14 protein-coding genes are annotated in these 22,778 nt (G+C 45.9%); 6 read left to right on the plus strand and 8 right to left on the minus strand.

Annotated elements, in window-relative coordinates; genetic code table 11:
• Window positions 1–207: 207 nt before the first annotated feature.
• The 8 genes from DF182_RS31170 to DF182_RS31205 all read right to left on the minus strand — a co-directional run bounded on the left by DF182_RS31170 (window position 208) and on the right by DF182_RS31205 (window position 8,508).
• Window positions 208–1,722 (minus strand): bifunctional GNAT family N-acetyltransferase/carbon-nitrogen hydrolase family protein, encoded by a 1,515-nt coding sequence (locus DF182_RS31170; protein ID WP_113619830.1) that lies wholly within the window; start codon window positions 1,720–1,722, stop codon window positions 208–210.
• Between the two features lie 111 nt (window positions 1,723–1,833).
• Window positions 1,834–3,039: a glycosyltransferase family 2 protein gene (locus DF182_RS31175; RefSeq protein WP_113619831.1), complete on the minus strand. Its 1,206-nt coding sequence runs from the start codon at window positions 3,037–3,039 to the stop codon at window positions 1,834–1,836.
• A gap of 3 nt (window positions 3,040–3,042) precedes the next feature.
• Complete coding sequence (locus DF182_RS31180; RefSeq protein WP_113619832.1) at window positions 3,043–3,816, minus strand: class I SAM-dependent methyltransferase; 774 nt, start codon at window positions 3,814–3,816, stop codon at window positions 3,043–3,045.
• Between the two features lie 9 nt (window positions 3,817–3,825).
• On the minus strand, window positions 3,826–4,959 hold the full coding sequence (locus DF182_RS31185) for a glycosyltransferase (RefSeq protein ID WP_113619833.1): 1,134 nt from the start codon (window positions 4,957–4,959) through the stop codon (window positions 3,826–3,828).
• Window positions 4,959–5,987, minus strand: a complete 1,029-nt coding sequence (locus tag DF182_RS31190; RefSeq protein ID WP_113619834.1) for an NAD-dependent epimerase/dehydratase family protein — start codon at window positions 5,985–5,987, stop codon at window positions 4,959–4,961. The genes DF182_RS31185 and DF182_RS31190 overlap by 1 nt, the downstream gene beginning before the upstream one ends.
• A gap of 11 nt (window positions 5,988–5,998) precedes the next feature.
• Entirely contained in the window at window positions 5,999–6,916 is a 918-nt protein-coding gene (locus DF182_RS31195; RefSeq protein ID WP_113619835.1) for a glycosyltransferase family 2 protein, read from the minus strand.
• A 21-nt stretch (window positions 6,917–6,937) separates the two neighbouring features.
• Window positions 6,938–8,071 carry a sugar transferase gene (locus tag DF182_RS31200; RefSeq protein WP_245957662.1) on the minus strand — a complete coding sequence of 378 codons (1,134 nt, stop codon included), beginning with the start codon at window positions 8,069–8,071 and terminating at the stop codon, window positions 6,938–6,940.
• Between the two features lie 53 nt (window positions 8,072–8,124).
• Entirely contained in the window at window positions 8,125–8,508 is a 384-nt protein-coding gene (locus tag DF182_RS31205) for a response regulator (protein ID WP_113619836.1), read from the minus strand.
• A gap of 517 nt (window positions 8,509–9,025) precedes the next feature.
• On the opposite strand from DF182_RS31205, the gene DF182_RS31215 reads away from it, so the two are divergent.
• The 6 genes from DF182_RS31215 to DF182_RS31240 all read left to right on the plus strand — a co-directional run bounded on the left by DF182_RS31215 (window position 9,026) and on the right by DF182_RS31240 (window position 22,755).
• Window positions 9,026–10,219: a glycosyltransferase family 2 protein gene (locus DF182_RS31215; RefSeq protein ID WP_113619838.1), complete on the plus strand. Its 1,194-nt coding sequence runs from the start codon at window positions 9,026–9,028 to the stop codon at window positions 10,217–10,219.
• Window positions 10,220–10,253: 34 nt separating this feature from the next.
• Window positions 10,254–11,012: a methyltransferase domain-containing protein gene (locus tag DF182_RS31220; RefSeq protein WP_113619839.1), complete on the plus strand. Its 759-nt coding sequence runs from the start codon at window positions 10,254–10,256 to the stop codon at window positions 11,010–11,012.
• Complete coding sequence (locus tag DF182_RS31225; protein WP_113619840.1) at window positions 11,000–12,076, plus strand: acyltransferase family protein; 1,077 nt, start codon at window positions 11,000–11,002, stop codon at window positions 12,074–12,076. The genes DF182_RS31220 and DF182_RS31225 overlap by 13 nt, the downstream gene beginning before the upstream one ends.
• 475 nt (window positions 12,077–12,551) lie before the next feature.
• Window positions 12,552–19,358 (plus strand): fibronectin type III domain-containing protein, encoded by a 6,807-nt coding sequence (locus DF182_RS31230; protein ID WP_113619841.1) that lies wholly within the window; start codon window positions 12,552–12,554, stop codon window positions 19,356–19,358.
• A 98-nt stretch (window positions 19,359–19,456) separates the two neighbouring features.
• A complete protein-coding gene (locus DF182_RS31235) occupies window positions 19,457–21,643 on the plus strand; it encodes an exopolysaccharide transport family protein (protein ID WP_113619842.1) in 2,187 nt (728 codons plus the stop codon).
• Window positions 21,644–21,651: 8 nt separating this feature from the next.
• Complete coding sequence (locus DF182_RS31240; protein WP_113619843.1) at window positions 21,652–22,755, plus strand: acyltransferase family protein; 1,104 nt, start codon at window positions 21,652–21,654, stop codon at window positions 22,753–22,755.
• The last annotated feature ends 23 nt before the right edge of the window (window positions 22,756–22,778 follow it).

Raw genomic sequence — 22,778 nt, forward strand, 5'->3', positions numbered from 1 at the left:
ATTTTATGAAGATTGATTTTACCATTGATTGAAGCAAAATACGTACGAATGTACGGCATAATCTGATGAGGAAAGTAAAAAACATCTAGATTTCACCTAAATCAATTCAACAAATAATCACCATAAACATCTATTAATCAATAAAATATAAAAAAGAACATAAAGTAATCATCTAACTAAAAAATAATTGAAAGTATAACCACGCCCCTACTTTTTCACTACCTGATAAAGATCTTTTCGTATATCCTTCATCGTTTGAACACTTCCAAATGCATGCAGTTCTTTCAATAAAACAAGATCCACATCCACCACTACTACCATCTCTGTATTAGGTGTAGACTCGGCCTTAATACCTGTTACCGGGAAGTTAAAGTCGGAAGGCGTGAATACACAGGATTGTGCATATTGCAGGTCCATATTATTCACCTTGGGAAGGTTCCCAACGCAACCTGCGATAGCTACATAACACTCATTTTCCACGGCTCTTGCCTGAGCACAGAAACGGACACGGTTATACGCATGTTGGGTGTCTGTCATAAAAGGTACAAAAAGAATCTGCATACCCTGTTCTGCCAGAATCCTGGATGGCTCCGGAAATTCAACATCATAACAAATCTGTATGCCTACCTTACCACAATCCGTATCAAAGACCCGGATGTCTGAACCACCCTTCATCCCCCAGGAAGCCACTTCCCCCGGCGTTGGGTGGATCTTGATATAATGCTCCCAGGTACCATCCCGCCGGCATAAGTAGGAGATATTGTGCAGCACCTCATCGATCACGATCGGCATACTGCCTGAAATAATATTGACATTGTAGGATACCGCATGTTCCAGAAACCGGTCGCGGATCAATTCGGTATATTTAGACATTCCCCGGATCGCGCCTGCCGGATCCAGCTGATTAAACTCTGCCATCAGCGGCGCATTAAACAATTCAGGGAACACTACAAAGTCCGACCCGTAATCACTCACCGCATCAATGAAATACTCCACCTGCTGCATGAAGGTCTCAAAGCCCCCATAGTCCCGCATCTGCCATTGTACTAGTCCGATACGAACAGTAGACTTGTTGTAGCGGATGGTATCGCTGTCTTGTTCATAATAAATATTAAACCACTGTAACAAGGTGGCAAAACCTTTTGAAGCCTCATCATCAGGCAGGTAGTTTTTGAGGATCTTCTTGACGGTAAAATCGTTTGAGAACTGAAACGTTAAGGTAGGATCATAAATTTCCTTATCCTGCACCTTCTCAATATATTGCCTGGGCGACAATTTGTCTGCATACTTTTCATAGTTGGGGATACGGCCTCCTGCCACAATACCCTCCAGATTCAACTGTTCACAGAGTGTTTTGCGCGCATCATACAGACGACGTGCGAGGCGCTTGCCCCTGAACTCCGGATGCACAAATACTTCTATCCCGTACAACGTATCTCCCTTGGGATTGTGTGTGTTAAAAGTATAAAAGCCGGTAATCTGCGCATAGGTATGGTTATCACCAAACTTATCGTAGTCGACGATGATGGAAAGGGCACAGCCTACCACCCTGTCATTAACGGTAACGGCTATCTGCCCTTCAGGGAACAATTTGATGAGCCGCTTAATGGTGGACTCTCCCCAATAACTTCCTGACATATCAGGATAGGCAGATTCCATGGATTCCCGAAGATCAAAATAATCTTCCGCAGTGAGGTTTCTGATTTCAACGGTATCTGACATGGTGTGATGCTTTTATCTGTAATTTAACTAATTCAAATAAGAAGTCCTGCCTTCCTTGTTAACAGGAAAGCAGGACCAGCACCTAAAATATTTGTTTATTTTATTATTTGATTATTGTTTTAATACGTCTTCTATATACATCACCTTGTTATTCTGGGTTTGCAGGAAAGCCTTGTTGGCCTTTCTTATACGCAGGAAAGCCTTTAGCTGTCTCAGGAAAAAGAACGGCAGATGCAGCAGAGCACGTATGGTACGTGGATCATTGCTCATCACGGCCACAATCGCAAAAAAGGAAAGCGGGAAAATAATCAGGATGGCTGCCCATGTCCAGGCCCACACCGGCGCTATCCAGTAATTGAGTATGCCCAGCATCAATGCCAGCAGTACCTGCAGAAACAATGGCGGTCTCAACAAATTAAAACCAAAAAACATCAGGTTAAAACTTCCGCGGCGTACACCGGTACAAAACACATCCCATCCATATTTAAAATACTTGAAGTATGCATTGATCCAGCGGGTACGCTGTGTTTCCAGCGCGTCACCGGTATCAATCTTTTCATCATACACCATCGCATCTTCTGCATAGGCCAGCACAGGTATCAGTTTTACGATATCAGCCTGGATCTTTTTATCAAATCCACCGAAGAAATGATTGTATACCACTTCGCGGTAAAGCGTAGTCTTCAATGCAATACCCAATCCCCAGATATTGGCGGAAAGCCCCAGCTCCATACGCATACGACGGTCAATGAAGTTACTGAAGTAGTTACCGGCCGCATCCAGCTGTGCATAAACAGTATCGTTGTTTTTGGCCAGCATGTTAGTCTGTACCGCCTGGTAACCCTGATTGAAATACCGGTTAAGCGTTTCCAGATAAAGCGGATGCACCAGGTTGTCTGCATCCAGGATCACCATTACCTCATGTGGAGATACAAAACTATTGATCGCAAAATCAATAGAGCGGATCTTGGCATTCAGTGGCGTTTCGGGTTTCAGCAGTTTTACTTGGGGATGAGTCATGCCCAGGTCGGCGTCGCCACAATTATCTGCCACCACATATACCATATAGTCAGCATGTGTTTGTTTCAGCAGGGAATCCACCAAAGGAGGAACCAACTGCAGATTTTTATGGGCAGTGATAATTACAGCGAAAGTGTAATGATGATTGCCGGAAGCCTTCACTTCATGGCCGGGCTTAAACAAAAAACGACCAGCTTTTTTGATCCAGTAGATCAACAGCAGTACAGCTGGCTGCAGGAGATAACAGGCAATGAGCACCTGAAAAACTACCCAACAATTATAGAGTATGTGTAACATAGTTTACCTGACTTTTTCCCAGACAGAAAAGAATCCTCCTGTAAAACGGTACGGTAATACATCGGCCACTTTACAGTCGAGCCATTGAAGCGCCTTTATCCGTTTGGCTAAAAAAGAGAAGGGAAATACATCTTCAATAAAGTTGGCTTTACCGAAGCGGATGATCCGGAAGCTGTTTTCAGCCGATAGTGTTTCCAGATCGGATTTTTTGAAGAACTGGATGTGGTCCAGGTTATCGGCGGCAGATTGTACGGTGGTACCGCTATATCCCATTGATTTCTTTACACCTACTACCAGTCTCCAGAGCCAGTTATTTTTTGCTCTCATTTTGAGTACCGGCCTTGTCACCAGTAGTTCACGGGGGCCGGTGCCGTTGGGGACGGTCACAACCAGGATTCCATCTTCTTTGAGGGACTGATGCAGTGTTGCCAGCAGAGATGAGGGCTGATGCAGATGTTCCAGCACTTCACTGCAAACGATCACATCGAAAGTATTACCCTGTGCCACCAGCTGCTCTGCACTCAGCACTTCAAAACTAACCCGGGGAGAGGTGTTCAGCTCCTTTGCTCTGGCGATGGCCTGTTCACTGACATCGATACCCAGTACATTAAATCCGAGTTGCCCAAGGTGACGGCTGATAACGCCATTACCACAACCTACGTCGAGTACGCTGGCCTTATCGCCTGCCCGCTCCGCTACTGCTGCACTGATAAAGTCCAGCCGCTTACGGTCTGCGATCCGGTCGTATTCGTATGTTACAGGCCCGTTGTTTGTCATTTTATTCGGTTAATTTCCAGTTTTCAAAATTCTATCATACAAAGTACCTACCTGCCGGGCCATCTGCTGTACAGAATAACTTCCCGCCACAGTAGCCGCAGCGCGATGCTGCAGTTCCTCCCTAAGAGAGGTATTGGTATGCAGGTCGAGGATGGCAGCAGCTAGTTTTTCAGGCTCTTTAACAGGTATTACCAGACCGTTTTTCCGGTGCTGCACTATTTCGCAGGAGCCGTCTACATCTGTCACTACTACCGCCTTACGCATGGCCATTGCCTCCAGTAATCCGATTGGCAGTCCTTCCCACAGGGAAGGCAGGCAATAAATATCCACTGCTTTGAGCAGGGCCGGCACATCCTGGCGGAACGGCAGGAAAAGTACGCGGTCTGTTATGTTCAGCGAAGCTGCCAGCGCTTCCATTTCGGCTTTCATATCTCCTTCTCCCACCACCAGCAAAGTGATATCTCTTTCGGTTTTCAGCACCTGGCTGAAAGCCTGTATCATCGTCAGCGGATCCTTCTGATGAGTGATCCGGGCGATGTAGCCCACAACCGTATGATGGGCCGGGATACCCAGTGTTATGCGGAGATCCGGCAGTTCCCGGTCGGGGTTGAACAGGTCCAGATCGATACCATTATTGATAACGGTAGACCTGAAACGTTTGAAATGTTTTACACCGGTGTCTCTGTTGGAGGCAGAAACAGAGATATTAGCATGGGCGCCGCTGGTCAGCATTTGCTCCGACCATATACGCAGCCGCTTTTGCAGAAATGACTGGTCTTCGTGAAAAGACCAGCCATGAATAGTATACAGTAAAGGACGGCCGGCCATTCTCGCCGGCAAGAAAAGGTTGCTGGCAGCACGGGATCCATGTGCATGCACGAGGTCGATCTGTTCTTTCTCTATTAATGCTTTCACACGCATCCAGCAAGACACATCAAATGCACGCAGGGAGGGCAACACAAAATTGCGGATACCCATCTCCCGTAGCCGGGTGATCATGGGGCCGTCTGTAAACGACAGCACCAGCGGTTCATAACGATCTTTGTCCAGTGCTCCCACCAGGCTGAGCACGTGAGACTCACCCCCTCCTACCAGTCCCTGACGGATAGCCTGCAGGACTTTTATTTTTCCCTCTCCAGGCATTACGCGGTAGTTGTAGAAGCGCCCTCAGGTTTTCTTTCCCAACCCTGTGGCAGTTTTTCGTAGATCTCAATATTTTCAAACTCTTTGCTCTTTCTCGCGCCTACCTTCTGTGCCCAGGCAGCCATCCGTTTGATGCCTTCCTGCAGACTCACACCTGAACCATCGCCAAATACACTGTGCGCTTTGGTATGGTCGGAATAGGCATGCATTACTTCATTTCTGGCCTGGAGATATTTAATATCAGGGGTTACACCAAAACAGTCACCCACTACTTTTGCCAGTTCATTAACCGTGTAGGGTTTGTCTGCACCAATGTTGAATATCTGGTTGTAAGATGCCGGGATGTCAACACTGTTGGCAATCGGAATAGCCACATCATCAATATAACTGAAAGCCCTGGTCTGTTCTCCGTCACCGAAGATGGTCAGCTGCTGACCCTGCATGATCTGGTTCATGAAGATACCGATCACGTTACGGTATTTATCGCCGATGTTCTGGTTTTCACCATACACATTGTGCGGACGGAATACTACATAGTTCAAACCGAACATTTCATGGGCTGCTTTCAGGTCCAGTTCCACTGCATATTTAGATACACCGTACGGATCTTCCGGCATCGGCACCATGTCTTCCCGCATTGGCAGCTGGCCTGCGCCATACACCGCGATGGAAGATGTAAACACAAAACATTTCACTTTGTGTTTAATGGATTCATTAATGAGGTTGATACTACCTACCAGGTTATTATTATAATTGAAGCGACGGATGAAGTGAGAAAGTCCTTCTGCTGCATAGGCCGCGAGATGGTACACGTAAGTAAAACGATACTCTTCGAAAAGGCTGGCTACCAGCTGCTCATCATACACTGATCCCTGTACGAAAACAGCTCCTTCGGGAATATGATCTTCAAATCCCCCGCTCAGATCGTCCAATACTACGACTTCATGACCGAGTGCCAGGCAGTGCTTTACAACATGTGAACCAATAAATCCGGCACCACCGGTAACGAGTGATCTTATAGTTGACATACTAAATTTTTTTAAACGGGTGAATAACTTGATGTAGTCAGATTCCAGCTAACTCCTTTCAGGAAAGACTTCAGATGTTGGAACTGGCCTTTCAGCAGATAGGTACCAACGGATTTGGGGAAGGTGAGGAAACTGAAGAACAACAGAAATGCAGTCAGCTGCAGTTTGTTGGTATTCCTGCGCATGTACAGAATACGGTTGCGCGTATGATAATATACCTTGATCGCACTTTCCTTTCCCATTGTGATGGACTCCTTATGAAAAATCAGTCCATCGGCATTATAATATATCTTATAGCCGGCTTTCAGTATACGGGCCGACCAGTCTGATTCTTCATAATAGATAAAAAACTTATCCGCGAAGCGGCCTACTTTTTCGATCACTTCCCTTTTAACCATCATGGCTGCGCCATGTGCGCACCAGGTAGGTCCGGAAGTGTTATGCTGACCATTATCTTCTTCTTTGCTACCCACCGCCCAGGTGCGGCCGGTGAGCAGGTTCATCTGATGGAAGCCTGCGTACTGGATCACATTGGGGTGATGATAAAAGCGGATTTTAGGGCATACTACACCGATGGACGGATCTGTTTTAAAAGGTGCCAGCAGGTGGTCGAGCAGATCGGGTGTTACTTCTGTATCGTTGTTAACGATAAACACATAATCTCCTTTGGCCTGTTCGATACCCAGATTGTTGCCTCCTGTAAAACCCAGGTTGACGGGGCTCAGTATAAGTTTCAGATTAGGGTAATTGCCTGCTTCTATTTGTGCAGTGGGATCAACGGTGGAGCCGTTGTCTACCACAATGGTTTCGAAATTTCGGTAGTTGAGTTTTTTTGTTGATTCCAGGAATTCACACGTAACGGTGGTTTGATTATAGTTGAGTGCTATAATTGAAACCAGTGGTGTATCCTGCTTGTTTTGTGTATCCATAGTGTTATCCGGCTGTCTGTGCTAGACATTATCTTTTTGTATTAATGCATTGGGGGTATTGGCGAGTATCCACATATCATACAATACAGAATTGTTTTCGGCATAGCTGATGTCGAGGTTGATCCTTTCCTTTACGCTCATATTTTTCTGGCCGCGTTTTTTGATCTGCCACAGACCAGTGATACCAGCCGGCGCGAGGAAACGGCCTGCATAGTCATCTGTGGTGAGTGTAGCGGCTTCATATAAAGGCAGGGGTCTGTTGCCTACGAGCGACATATGTCCGAGTACTACGTTGAGCAGCTGCGGCAGTTCGTCGAGGCTGGTATTTCTCAGGAAAGCACCGAGGCGTGTAACTCTGGGGTCGTTGCTTACCTTAAAGAATACAGGATCTTTACCTGTAGCATCGTATTGGTTCAGATGTGATAACTGAGATACCAGTTTATCTGCATTCACCACCATGGTGCGGAACTTGTAGAAATCAAAGATCTTGTATCCGTTACCTGCGCGGTGTGATATATAAAAGATGGGGCCTTTGGATTCCAGCCTGATAAGGATGGCTACCAGCAAAAAGACAGGGCTTAACAACAGCAGGGCGGTTCCGGCCACTGCGATATCGAGGGTCCGTTTGAAGAAATAATTGATATAATATTTTGATGACCGACGCAGACTCGCCGAGTTAGTGGATGCTTTTTTAGACAGCTCTCTGATCCTGCGGGCAGTTTTCAGTTTTTCTGCAAAGGCTTCCGGGGTAATAGAAGCAGTGATCAGATCATCTATGCCGCCAGTCTTCTGTAATTCCCAGCGAACTTCCACTGTCAGAAAATCGGTGTAAACAAACAAGGGGATATCTTCACACCCTTTGGTATCCTGCAGAAACTGTCTGAAGTCGATCAGGTCAAAGTTATTACCGCTGATGTTACAGATAATGAATTCTGGTTTCAGTTTCAGCCGCAGTCTTTCCCTGAGCACTTTTTTGGCTATTTGGGTAGTTTCTGCATTAATGATCCATTTATCCTTACCATCTACTACACGATTCATAAAGTTGCCAGCTCCTATGCACAGTACGAAAGTGTTTGCAGTTCCCGGTAATTCTATCACCTTCCCACTTTTTTTCTTTTTCTCCACTGTTAATTGAATGGGTAGATTGGATATCATGTGTTTCGGTTTATATGCTTACAATAAAGTATGTATGTTCTGGTTTCCCTGGATTATTCAGCAACAATCACGGTTGGAGAAACGATCAGTTGCTTTTCGATGAGACTGAGCAGCTTCAGTGGATCAAAAGGTTTGCTCATGATCTCTACTACATTGGGGTACAATGTCACCTCATCCAGCTGCATAGCTGTGAGTAATATTACGGGGATATCGCTGTACAGCAGGTTGGAAGAAAGGTTTTTAGTAAACTCCATTCCATCCATATTGGGCATCTGTATATCAGATACAATAACATCCGGTACATTACCGGCAGAGAGCCATTTGCTGGCAGTGAGGCCATCAATGGCAGAATAAACTTTGTACCGCTGTCCAAGCATCGCCTCTAACAAATATCGCATTGGTGCACTGTCATCTACTACTAAAATTGTTTTCTTCATTTAACTCCGTTTTAGAAAATAAAAGATTAATTCCGCGACCACAATTACCACTTCATCAGTAGTGCATGATCATCTTTTGATCTTCCAGGAGGATAAGGTTATAAAGTCACCAACAGAATATTTCGTATATCGATAAATGTTATCCATTTATAGACGACGGGGTTTTCATTCCGGGTGAAAATGGCATCAAGAATTTCAGAGGAGATGGTTGTTGGCTGCAGTTTGGAATACGAGATAAAATTATCCATTATTCCTGATAGTACAAAAAAATTGGCATAATACTCTTTGACTATCATTTTAACCGGACATTTTTCAGCAGGTCAAAATTGCAATCCGGCGTAAAAGTATATAAACAATCATTTCGTAATATTTTCAAATTTGTATGTGATATAAAATTCCTCGTGAAAGTTGTGATTTCCAGAGTGAATGATAAAATATCCCCGGTACATGTACCTGCTTTTACCTGTTGAATTATAATAGTTAATTAATTTGGCAGCGAAATTAATCCCGGAAATTCATGGTTTTTCTCAAAGCAGTACTCTTCTTTTCCCTATTCATTTTGTTCTATAGTTATATAGGGTATGCCATACTGGTATGGCTATTGCTCCGGTTTAAGAAAAGCAATAACTTATCCAGTGACGACAGCCCCGGAGATTATTCGCCTGCGGTCACACTGATAGTGGCCGCGTATAATGAAGCGACTTTTATAGAAGAAAAAATATGGAATACGCTGGCGCTGGATTATCCAATAGATAAACTCGACATCTTATTTATTACTGACGGTTCTACAGATGGTACGCCGGACATCGTGCAGAAATACGGCAGGATCAGGCTGATGCACGAGCAGGAGCGCAAAGGAAAAACAGCCGCCATCAACAGGGCGATGCGTTCCATTACCACTCCTTATGTCATCTTCTGCGATGCCAACACATTATTAAACAGCGATGCCATCCGCAATATTATTCATCACTACCGCGACGAGCAAACAGGCGGCGTAGCCGGAGAAAAAAAGGTACGTCCTTTCGGCACTGCTGGCGCAGCAGCCACAGAAGGCATCTACTGGAAATATGAATCTGCACTGAAAAAACTGGATGCTTCTTTATATACAGTAGTAGGTGCTGCAGGCGAACTGTTTTCTATCCGCACTGAATTATACCGCCCCGTAGAACAAGACGTGATACTTGATGACTTTATCATTTCACTGCGGATCAATCAGGAGGGTTATCGTATTGCCTATGCACCGGATGCTTACGCGATGGAGTCTCCCTCCCACTCTATACGGGAAGAGCATAAACGAAAAGTACGGATCAGTGCAGGCGGCTTTCAGTCAATTGTAAGATTGAAAGAGCTGTTGAATGTGTTCCGTTACCCTGTATTATCTTTCCAATATATTTCCCATCGGGTGCTGAGATGGACCTTGTGCCCTCTGAGTTTGCTGTTGGTACTCGCCACCAATATACTGCTGGTAATGAATAATGCCGGCGAATGGTATGAGTGGCTGCTGGTGGCGCAGGTAGTGTTTTATGTGATGGCACTGGCCGGATATACATTGGCGAAGTTGTCGGTGAAGGTCCGGATATTTTATGTTCCGTTTTATTTTGTTTTCATGAACGTAGCGATATATGAAGGCTTTTTCAGGTTCATGCGGAAGCGACAACCAGCTGCATGGGAAAAAGCCACACGTAGTCCCAGGACTGAAGTCCTGGGCTAAATTGGATATGAATTTTCATCATCATTTTTAACAAATGAGCGCCATAAAAAATCTGCTAAAACAAACGGCCCTGCCCGTATATCTGAGCTTACGGGGGATGTATTATCAGGGAGACAAAGTAGCGTGTCCCTGTTGTAAAGGAACGTTCTCCCGCTTTCTGGAGATAGGATACAACCGCCGGCCGGCACAGTGTCCCAGATGCAGGTCCAACGAGAGAGACCGTACCTTCTGGCTGTTCCTTGAAAAACATCCCGACTTTCTTTTTCCGGGTGCGAAAGTATTGCATGTAGCCCCGGAAGAAATATATTACAAGCGACTTAGCAAAGATCCGTCTATTCAATATACAGCGGGTGATAAGTTTGTGAACAGCTATGAAAATACTTATCCTGATGACACCATCTATCTGGACATCACCGATATGAAAGACATAGCTGACAACACCTACGACATTATCCTCTGCAGTCATGTACTGAGCTGTATTCCTGATGATGCCCAGGCTTTCCGGGAAATGCGCAGGGTGCTGAAACCCGGTGGCAAAGCCATTATACAGGTGCCTGTACGGGAAGATCTTGCGACGACGGATGAAGATCTGACACTAACGGAGCCGGCTGAACGTATCCGCAGATTCGGCGACCCTAACTATGTTCGCTTTTATGGCCGGGACTACGAGCAAAGACTCAGTGCCCAGGGCTTCAACACTCATTTTATACTGATTACTGACATGCTTACCGAAGCGGAAATAGAACGCTATGGATTGGTAAGAACAGACGAAATTCACCTATGCAGCAAATAATCCCCGCATCAGGCGGTATCAACCCCGCGCCTGCAGCAACCGCATCAACTCCCAAATCCAAAACATTCCTGAACTACATCCATCATTTCAGGGGCATTGCCATCTTATATGTAGTAGCTGCCCACCCATTGTTGCAATGGGCAGAAGGTAGTCCGATGGAAAAAATACTGAACATCATCTTCCAGAATTCCACGGTGATGTTCATCTTTATTGCAGGTTATCTTTTCCAGCACCTGTCTGCAAAATTTGAGTACAAGGATTATCTGGTAAAGAAGTTACAGGGTGTTATCTGCCCGTATATTCTGCTTTCCATTCCTATTATTGTGGCGCGTCTTATATCCGGTAACGTACCCGGTAATACGCTGGATGTATATCCGGATTTTGCTTCTTTTCCGGCGTGGAAACAGATTGGTTATTATTTGTTACACGGTGCACACATGCAACCGTTTTGGTTTATACCGATGATCACCTTGTATTATCTGGGAGCGCCTATATTGATTTATATTGACAGACATCCGCGCTGGTACTGGGTGCTGCTGCCGCTGTTTGTGGTTTCTACCGTGTTGGTACAACGTGCAGCCCTTGCCGATACTTTCAGAATGGCGATCCACTTTTTATTCGTGTACCTGTTTGGTATGTTCATGAGCCACTATAAAGACCGCTATCTGGAATTTGCCAAAAAGTACTGGCTGCCGATTACAGTGTTGTCTTTCCTCTCACTGGCTGTTAATTTTTATGTACCTGCCAGGTATTATGATCCCGCAGATTTTACACAGAAAATTCTTTTCTCCTGCTTTTATATTTACTGGTTATGGAAACTGGAACGGTATGTGCCCAAGGTGATCAATATCCTTGCTACGCTTAGTTTTGGAATATTCTTCGTTCATTACTTCTTTGTGTTGTTACAACGTTCTGTAAGCTATAAGATTTACGGTCATGAGATGCCGGGCAACTTGTTTTCCTGGGCACTCTGTAACCTGTTTGTACTGGTTCCTACCGTACTCATTTTGATGGCAGCTAGAAAAGTTTTCGGGAAATACAGTAAGTATTTTGTCGGATGTTAAGTGCTTTCTTTCATGCTGTTAGGACATCTTAATAAATTACGAATATTAATAATTTATTTTTATCCAAAATACAATTCAAAACAGGTATTTCTGCGTTCACTTGCCGATCCTGAATTTTCACGGGCAATTTTATACACTTTACAAATTTTCAGGGAACGTGATTACTTTTTCTTTATATCTTGCACCCAGTTTTTTAAGAGACGCTACTAATAGCACAGTACCAAAGTCTCTGAGAAGCATGTCAACTTTTTCCAGCCATCTCCTATCACAAGCCTGAGCGGTTATTTACAGTATGCTAGGTTGCGTTATAAAACGCAGAGCCCCGGAGTAAATCACCCTAATTTTTTAGCCATCACATCCTGCGGAAGATCTGTGTAATGGGTCCTGTGTTGTTATAAACCATACAGCATAATACGTGCTGCCAGTAACCTTACGGACTTAATTAAATTATTTCATTACCGGATACAATAATGCTATGAATAAATTTTACACGCTCCTTACTTTCCTCTTAGTGATGGGAATCAATACGGTCTTGGCACAGACAGGCGTATTAAATCCCAACGACAGCATTGTGGAATACAATCCGGCGGCTCCTCCTACGCCTCCCAACTGGGGTGTGCTGGGCAAGTGGGTCAGGACCAAACGCCTCAACTGGAACACTGACTCCTACAAGTGTTACTACTACAATGGTTTGCAGTTTCGTTTAAAGTTCCCGAAGTCCTACCAGCCAGGTGTATCCGATGGCAAAAAGTACCCCATGATCATCTTCTGGCATGGCGTAGGAGAAAGAGGCACTATCTATGATAACGAATATCAGTTGTACCATGGTGGTGAATTACACAAAAATGCTGTTGACAACGGTACCTTTGATGGCTTTCTGCTCTATCCGCAAAACCAGGGTGGTTTCTTCGGAAATGTACAGTTTGATGCTATCAGAGATCTGATTGTTAATTACATGATTCCGGAGGTAAAGCTCGACCCATACCGTATTATGGTACAGGGCCTTTCCGGTGGTGGTACCGGCACCTGGGACTTTATGATCCGTTACCCCAAACTGGTGGCTGCCGCCGCTCCTATCAGCGCTTCTACGCTGGCATTAAAAGATTATATCGATGTCTTCAAATTAATCCCCATCTGGAACTTCCAGGGTGGTACTGACACCAACCCCGACCCCAGCGTTACACAGAACGTTTACAATGCAGTGATAGCTGCTGGCGGCAACATGAAGCTTACAATTTATGACGGCTGGGGACATGGTGTATGGTACAAGGCATGGGGAGAGCCTGATTATTTCCCTTTTGCCAACCGCGCACACAAAGCCAACCCATGGCCACTCTATGGCAGAACAGAGTTTTGCCCCGGAGATACAATTAACGTTACTATAGGTGTAACTGCCGGTTTCGACGCTTACGAATGGCGTAAAGACGGCGTTATCATTCCTGGCGCCAACAGCAATACCATTGTTGCTACTACTACCGGTGTATATGATGCCCATATCAAAGATGGCAATAACTGGACCTCCTGGTCTCCTATCCCGGTACAAATCAAAATAAAAACCCCCACTATCACCCCAAACATTAACGTGAATGGGTTGATGAGTAAAGTTATTCCTGCACTGGACGGCAAAGACAGTGTAGTACTGCAGTTACCGGCTGGTTATACTTCCTATCTCTGGAAAAAAGCCACCGATGCCACGACTTTAGGTACAGACAGAATGCTCACCGTTAGAGACTCCGGCCTGTACATTGCAACCGTAACAGAACAATATGGCTGCTCCAGCAATTTCTCTGCTCCGTTTAAAGTCATCAAAGCCAGTGGCACACCCGCTCCGGACCCGGCCACCAATGCCATTGCCAGAGCAGATTCCAAAACACAAATCACCATTGATTGGAGCAGAAACCCTAATCCTGCTACCAGCGAAACCGGTTATGAAGTGTATCGCGGTAGCGCTGCCGGCGGGCCTTATACCCTGGTGGGTATTACTGGTTCGGGCGTGACTACTTTCTCCAACAGCGGTTTAAATCCCAATAAAACCTATTACTTCGTTATCAGAGCTGTGAACGACAATGGTGCTGCCGTTGCAAGCAATGAAACCAGCGCCACCACACTGGTAGACAACAATCCTCCTACAGCACCGGGCACGCTGAAAGTAACAGGTACTACGAGAACTTCCGTTAGTCTTTCCTGGACAGCAGCAACAGATGATGTGGGTGTTACCAAATATGACATCTACGTAAATGGTGTTAAAACATATACAGTCAACGGCGATCAGACTTCCTTTACCGTTAACTCCCTTGTCTATAATCAGGTGTATGCCTTTACGGTTAAAGCAAGAGACCTCACCGGTAATCAGTCGCCAGCGAGCAACCAGGTGTCTGCTTCAACCGCAAACAGTGGCCTGAACTACAAATACTACACCGGAGCCTTCAGCGTACTGCCCAACTTCAGTACCTTAACACCCGTAAAAACAGGCGTCACTCCAACTGCAGATATCAGTGCGCGTGATGCCAACGAAAACTACGCATTCCTGTGGGAAGGATTTATCAATATCCCTGCTACCGGTACGTATACTTTCGAAACTTACTCCGATGATGGCAGCAGACTATATATCGGCCCTTACAGCTATACTGCAACACCACTGGTAGATAATGACGGTCTGCATGCGCCACAGTCAAAGACTAACAGCATTTACCTCACTGCTGGCTCCTATCCTTTCTCCGCTACTTTCTTCCAGGCAGGTGGAGGACAGGTGATGCAGCTCTTCTGGCAATCTACTATCAACGGCGTTACCGGCAGCAGACAGGAAATTCCTGCCAGTGCCTTCAGTGATCCCGCTCCTCCGAGTAACAACACTCCAGCTGCGCCTACGCAGATAAAGGCTGCTGCTGCTTCCTATAACAAAATCAATCTGACCTGGACCGACAACAGTACCAACGAAACAGGTTTTGAAATCTACCGCAGCACAAGCCTTGGCGGACCTTTTAACATCATCGCCACTACAGCTGCCGCCCAAACAGCTTATACCGATAGCCTGTTACAACCGCAAACCACCTATTACTACAAGGTAAAAGCGATCAACAAATACGGCGACTCCGGCTTCAGCCTGGCCGATGGCGGTGGATTACAGTACGACTATTATGAATTCTCTGATATTACCCAGCTGCCTGACTTTAACAGCATCACCCCTGTTAAGAGCGGTAGTGTAGACAATATCACACTGGATATTCGTAACCATGATAATAATTTTGCGTTGAAATTTGCGGGCTACATCAATCTCCCGGTTAGCGGTACCTATACCTTCTATACCGCCTCCGATGATGGTAGCAAGCTGTATATCGATGGTTTCGACAATACCAAGTTAGTAGTCAACAACGACTACCTGCAGGGTACTACCGAAAGATCCGGTACCAAAACCCTTTCTGCCGGCCGTCATGCAATCTATATCACGTATTTTCAGCGTGGTGGCGGATTTACACTGACAGCCAGCTATAAAGGCCCCAATGGAAGTAACATTGCTAAACAGCTAATCCCCAGTTCTGCACTGGCCAATCCCAATATGCAGGCCACTACCCTGGCATTGCCTACAACACCGGTAGCACCTACCGCACTGACAGCAGCCACTGTGTTCTCCAATAAGATTAGTATTAAATGGAACGATAACTCCAACAACGAAACATCTTTTGAAGTATACCGTTCTGTTGGCAATAACAGCCAGTACAAACTGCAGGCGACCATCCCCGGTAGCGACAGCACTTATGGCATGTTTACAGATACTGCCCTCTTTGCCAATGTAACTTACTACTACAAGGTAAGAGCAGTGAACGTAGGTGGAAACTCTGCCTACAGCAACGAACTGAATGTACAGACACTCAACAACGCTCCGGTCCTCAACAATCAGCCTGACCGCTACATGCATTATGACACCCAGCTGTCTGTAAATGTAGTAGCCACTGATGCTGACGGAGACCCGATCACCCTTACCGCTACCAACCTGCCTTCTTTCGCCACTTTCACCGATAATGGCAACGGTACTGGTACCATTCTCTTTAACAATCCTCCGGTTACAGCACAAGCCACTTATCCCGGCATTACCGTGAAAGCACAGGACAACCACAACGGCGTTGCTACCAAAGTGTTCTCACTGACTGTAAATGCCAATTATGCACCGGTATTAGGTAATGTATCCAACCTGACCATCAATGAAAATACGACCTCACAAATCAATGTGGCCGTAACCAATGATAACGGTACCGATAACCTTACCTGGACCTATACCGGCTTACCTGCTTTTGCAACAGCCGTGTCCAATGGTAAAACATCCCAGATCACGCTGACCCCCGGTTACAGCGATGCCGGCTCCTACCCCGTATCTGTAAAGGTATCAGACGGTGTTGGCGGTGAAGACACCAAAAACTTCACCATCGTGATCAATGATGTGAACCCTGGCTACTTCGTAAGAGTAAACTTTAACGACGGCTCCAACCAGGCACCCGCTCCATGGAACAACACCAACAAGGTACCCGTTACCCAGAATGATATCTTCGGCCCCTTCACAGATCAGAACGGTAACAACACCGGTATCTCTCTGAAGGTTATGACACCATGGCAAACCGTCAACGGTGGCAGCAACGCCAACAATGCCGGTGTACGCCCAGGTAATAACTCCGGCATATACCCTGATAATGTAATGGCCAGCTCCTACTGGACCAATACCGTCAAACAAACATTCAAGGTAACCGGTCTCAAGGCTGCCTTCAAATACAACTTCACCTTCTTCGGAAGCCGCAGCGGTGTAACAGATAACCGTACCGCCAACTACACCATCAATGGTACCACTGTTTCCCTCAATGCTTCCAACAACGCCACCAATACCGTTGTCATCAAAGGTATAGCCGCTGACTCGAATGGTGAAGTATCTGTCGACCTCCAGGCCGGCACTGGTTCTTCTTTCGCCTATATCAATGCAATGGTGATAGAAGCCGTATACGATGATGGCACCGTTCCGGCCAAACCAAAACAACTGGCCGCCAGAAACATCCCTACCGGCGTAAGACTCTCCTGGTTTGATGCCGCTTATAACGAAACAGGTTATGAAGTAGCCCGGTCAACCGATTCACTGGGTACCTACCAGACACTGAACCCAGCACCGACCAATGCTAACGATACCGCCTATACGGACAATACCGTAGTGGCCAATACCAAATACTTCTATGCTGTTCGTGCAATCAACGCCTATGGTAATTCTCCGTATACAGATACCGTAGTGATCGTTGCGGCCAACAGAAACCCGGTGTTGAATACATTGAGTAATGTGTCGATGAAAACAGATGATGTACAGAACATCACTGTTACCGCTACTGATGATCCTTCAGATATCCTGACTGTCAGCGCTACGGGTTTACCACCTTTTGCGACGCTGACCACCACCGGCAATGGCACCGCTACCATAGCCCTTACACCTACAGCCGCCAACATTGGCAGATACAGTGTAACCGTTACCGTAGCCGACAACCACGGTGGCAGCACCAGTCAGACATTCACCATTGCGGTAAGAGACAAAAACATCACTTCCATCTACGTCAACTGCAACCAGCTCAGTCCGGAAGGCGCACCGTGGAACAACTTCAACGGCCTGCCTATTGCGAATCGCAACATCACCAACATGCTGGATGAAACCGGTGTCGCTACCGGTGCTTCCATCACCCTCATAGACGCCCTCACCGGCGCAAACAACGTAGGGGCAGTAACCGGCAACAACTCCGGCGTATTCCCGGACAATGTGATGAACACCTTCTTCTACGACCAGAGCACTACCGCCAGACGTATCAGGATCACCGGTCTTACCGGCACTAAAAAATACAACCTGGTATTCTTCGCCAGCCGCGCAGACGTGACTGACAACAGAACAACCATATATACAGTTGGTACACAGTCCGTATCCTTAAACGCATCCAGCAATACCAACAAAACAGTACAACTGAATGGCCTGAGCCCAGACAATACCGGTACTATCGAGTTTACCATTCAGAATGGCACCGGTTCTCTCTTCGCCTATCTGAATGCACTGGTGATACAGTCTTATGTTGACAATGGCCAACCACTGTCTCCTGAAAGCCTGATCGCTACCGGTAAATCAAGGAACACCATCCAACTGGGCTGGACCAACAAAGCCAGCAATGCCACCGGCGTGGAAATATACCGCTCCACCAGTATCGATGGTGCTTACAGCCTGGTTACCACTGTAGGCGGAACCGTGAGCTCTTATACAGACAACGGACTCAGTGAAAGTACCCGCTACTATTATAAAGTAAGAGCCAAAGCCAATACGGTATTCTCTGATTACAGCAATATCGCCACTGGATCTACGTATAGCCATTCTGTTTACATCAACATCAATGTAACCAGTCCACAGGGTGCACCATGGAACAATACCAACTCTCTGCCTTTCCAGGGCCAGAAGCTCACTAACATCAAAGACGAAATCAGCAACAACACCAGCATGGTGATGAGCATAGACCGGAACTTTACAGGTACCAACCCCAATGGTATGGTAACCGGTAACAACTCCGGCATCTATCCGGACAATGTAATGGCCGCCTCCTACTACATCGACAAAGGAGATACCGCCCAGCTTACTTTCTCCGGTCTGAACCAGTCTATGGCTTACTCCTTCGTATTCTTCGGCAGCCGTGCCGGCGGAGGCGACAGGATCAGTGCCTACAGCATCAATGGCAAAGTGGTAACACTCAACGCGCTGAACAACACCAGCCAGACCGTACAGATAGACAATGTAGTACCTAACAGTGATGGTGAAATCCGTGTGGTCATCTACATCGCCCCTAACGGCCAGTATGCTTACCTGAATGCACTTGTCATCAATGCTTATCCAAAAGACAATACACCAGGAGCCGACAATAGCATCACACCTGATAATGTGATGATGGCTGTCAACAGAAACCGTAGCGCTGCCGGTATTATAAGCAAAATCGAACCTACTAAGGAGAACAGTGAAGAGATCCTTGTCGAAAGCGTGTATCCTAATCCGATTAGCTCCTTCGTCAACCTCCTGGTGAAAAACACAGGCAAGTCCCAGAATGTGACCATCAAAGTATTTGATCTCACAGGAAGAATGGTGTATGCGAAAGCAGGCATCGCACTGCCGGAAGGTTCACAACCTGTCCGTGTAGACTTCAACAGGGATATGGCGCCAGGTGTCTATCTGCTGCAAGTACTGACTCCTGATAATAAGCGTGTTAAAATTGTGAAACTGATCAAGCAGTAACAAACGTTAATCCGGTCACTAAAGAATCCGGTCTCCACAACCGGATTTTTTAGTGACAATTAAATTAAACTATTTCATACTTTAAAGAATCCGGCAATATGGATCTGATTTATTTGTTCAATTCGTTAATGCGTAGGAAGTGGCTGATCATCATCAGCAGTATGCTGGCGGTGGCAATTGCATTTCTGTTTACGCTCAACCAGAAAAAGCTCTATCGTTCTTCTGCCCAGATGGCTACGGGTTTTACAACCAGTGATCAGGTGAAACTGAAAGATGAAAACTTTAATATTTATGAGATTGATGTAAAGTTCAGCAACATCATCGAAGCCCTCCGTTCCACCAAAGTACTGAGCATGGTCACTTACAGCCTGATGCTGCACGACCTGGAAAAACCCCAGACACCCTTCCGTAAACTGGATGCGGAGACCATGAAAAAACCTGCTTACCGCAACGCGGATAAAGCAGCTGCCATCGCTGTACTGAAGAAAAAATACACCGAAGAAAAATTATTAAGCTCCTACGATCCCGAAGAGAGAAAAATACAGGAGCTGATGAAAGTATATCAGTACGACCTGGAAACTGTTCGCAAGTTGCTTTCTGTTGCCCGCATTCAAAGAACCGACTTCATTGAAGTACAGTTCTGGTCTACCAACCCTGAATTATCTTCCTACATGGTAAACCAGATCTGTTCCGAATTTCTGAGAAACAACGAAAGCTCCCGTTCCCAGCAGAATGTACAGTCTATTGAAACACTCGAAAAACTGGTAGCCCAGAAAAGAGCTGACCTGGACCAGAAGATCAATAATCTTAAAACCATGGGTGGTGTAGATGCAACAGTGGAAAGCTCCAGTAAAATGGAACAGATCAGCACCTTTGAAAGCAGAATGACCGAGGAGCAGAACACCTTAAACAATGCTACCCTTTCACTCCAGCAGGTCACCAAACAACTGATCGACATGGACCGCAACAATGCCCAGTCAGCCAGCGCCGCCACTGCTGCCAGTGCTGAAATCAGCAAACTGCGCAGTCAAATGAATGATGCCAACCAGGAATATATCAGTAAAGGTTCTAATGATACAGAGCTGTACAACAAATACCAGAAACTGAAAGCGGCCTATAAAGCTAAACTGTCAAGTCTGGCCACCAATGCCCCTTCCGAAGGTGGTATCAACAAGGCAGATCTGCAACAAAAGAAAATTGAGCTGGAGATACAAGTCAATTCTTCCAAACAAAACATCGAAACCTATCAACAGAAAATACGCAGTCTCAACAGCAGTGTAGGTGCCGCCGCTTCCCGCAGCGCCACCAACCTCGCTCTGCAAAAAGAAGTAAGCCTGTCACAACAGGAATATGAAAACGTTAAATCCCGCTACGACGCAGTGATGAACAACACCGTGGTGCCACTGGACAACTACCGGCAGATTCTCTATGGTCAGCCAGCCGTAGAACCAGAGCCCTCCAAACGTTTGATGACCCTGGCACTGGCTGGCGTCAGCATGTTTGTATTCTGCTGTATGGCTATCATCTTCCTGGAGTATATTGATGTCTCTATCAAAACACCTTCCCAGTTCCTCAAAACCGTAGGATTAAAACTGCTGGGTGTAGTGAATAAAATCAATATGAAACAAACTCCGCTGAACACTATCTTCGACACAACAGCGGCCAACTCCGCTCCCGCAGTCACCTTCCGTGAACACCTGCGTAAGCTGCGTTTTGAAATTGAAAACAGTACTCATAAAGTATACCTGTTTACCAGTGCCCGCCCCGGTGAAGGAAAGTCTACGATCATCAAAGCCCTCGCCCATAGCCTGAGCAGAAGCCAGAAGAAAGTGCTCATCATCGACACTAACTTCATCAATAATACACTGACAAAAGAATTTGATGCCAAAGCAGAACTGGAATCCTTCTCTGCTGCTACCAGCGATTACAGCTATGACAAGGTGAAATCCATCATCACCACTACTTCCATCGAAAACGTGGACATCATCGGTTGTAAAGGCGGAGATTATACACCTGCCGAGGTACTGGGCGATGATAACCTGTTACGTCACCTGTCAGCACTCACCGGCACCTATCATTATATTCTGATGGAAGGCGCTGCCCTCAACGACAGGTCAGACAGTAAAGAGCTGCTGAACTATGCCGACACCATGATCTCCGTTGTTTCTGCAAAATCCACTATCAAACAAACTGATAAGGAATCCATTCAATTCCTGCAGAACATGAACGGAAAGTTCACCGGCGCCATATTGAATTGTGTTAACAAGGAAAATATAGATCTGTAGAAAAAGGTATGAAACTATTTAACAGTGATATTTTAAGCAACAACAGAATGGCATGGATAGACTATGCCCGCGGCATAGCTATTATCCTGGTATTATACCGTCATATTTTTGAGGGAATTTCACGCACGGGTATTTCTACTACGGAATATGCCTGGCTGGAAAATGCCAATATCGTTTTTTATAGTTTCAGGATGCCGCTCTTCTTTATATTGTCCGGCGTGTTTATTGGCAGGAGCCTGGCTAAGCGGACAGTAAGTAAACTGTTGTTCAACAAGTTCAGCACTTTACTATATCCGTACCTGTTATGGTCTGTGCTGCAGATTTCGCTGCAGATCTGCCTGAGCAGATACGTGAATGCAGACAGAAGCCTGGCCGACTATGGATACATCTTTCTTTTCCCGCGCAGGATAGACCAGTTCTGGTATCTGTATGCACTTTTTAATGTCAGCGTGCTGTATATCTTTACCCGCCAGCTACTCAAAATGCCGATCTGGCAACAGCTGATAGCAGGCGCCGTACTGTATATCCTGTCGAGTTATGTCAGCATCAAACATATAGATCTCGGCTTTGTGTACGACATCATGCATTATTATATCTTCTTTGCACTGGGCGACCTGTTGTCATCCAGAATACTGGACAAGGAAAACTTCCGGCACTATGCCTCCTGGAAAACTTTCGGGTGGATGCTCCCCTTTTTTATGGTTGGCCAGTATTACTTCCTGACCAAAGACCTGCAGATGAATGACAATATGTACGTAGAAACCTACCAGCCGATTTTATTTGCGCTGATCGCGCTTACCGGCTGTGCTTTTATGTACAATATTTCGTTTATTCTTCAACGTTATAATACAATAAAATGGCTGAGAATAGTGGGATTTCATTCCTTATACATCTATGTGTCCCATGTACTGGTGGCTTCTGCTACCAGGATGGTGCTGATGAAAGGCTTCGGTATTACCAGTGTTCCTTTACTGCTGGTGATATGTCTGGTGATGGCAGTGATTGTGCCGATCATTATTTATAACCTGGCCATACGTGCCGGCGCCTGGTGGCTTTACAGCCTCGATCGCCCTGCTGCCGGCAAGGAAAAATTACAGGTACAACAAAGTTAAACCCACAGCGATACTTGAATAAA

It is taken from the genome of Chitinophaga flava, from assembly GCF_003308995.1.
GTDB classification, from domain to species: domain Bacteria; phylum Bacteroidota; class Bacteroidia; order Chitinophagales; family Chitinophagaceae; genus Chitinophaga; species Chitinophaga flava.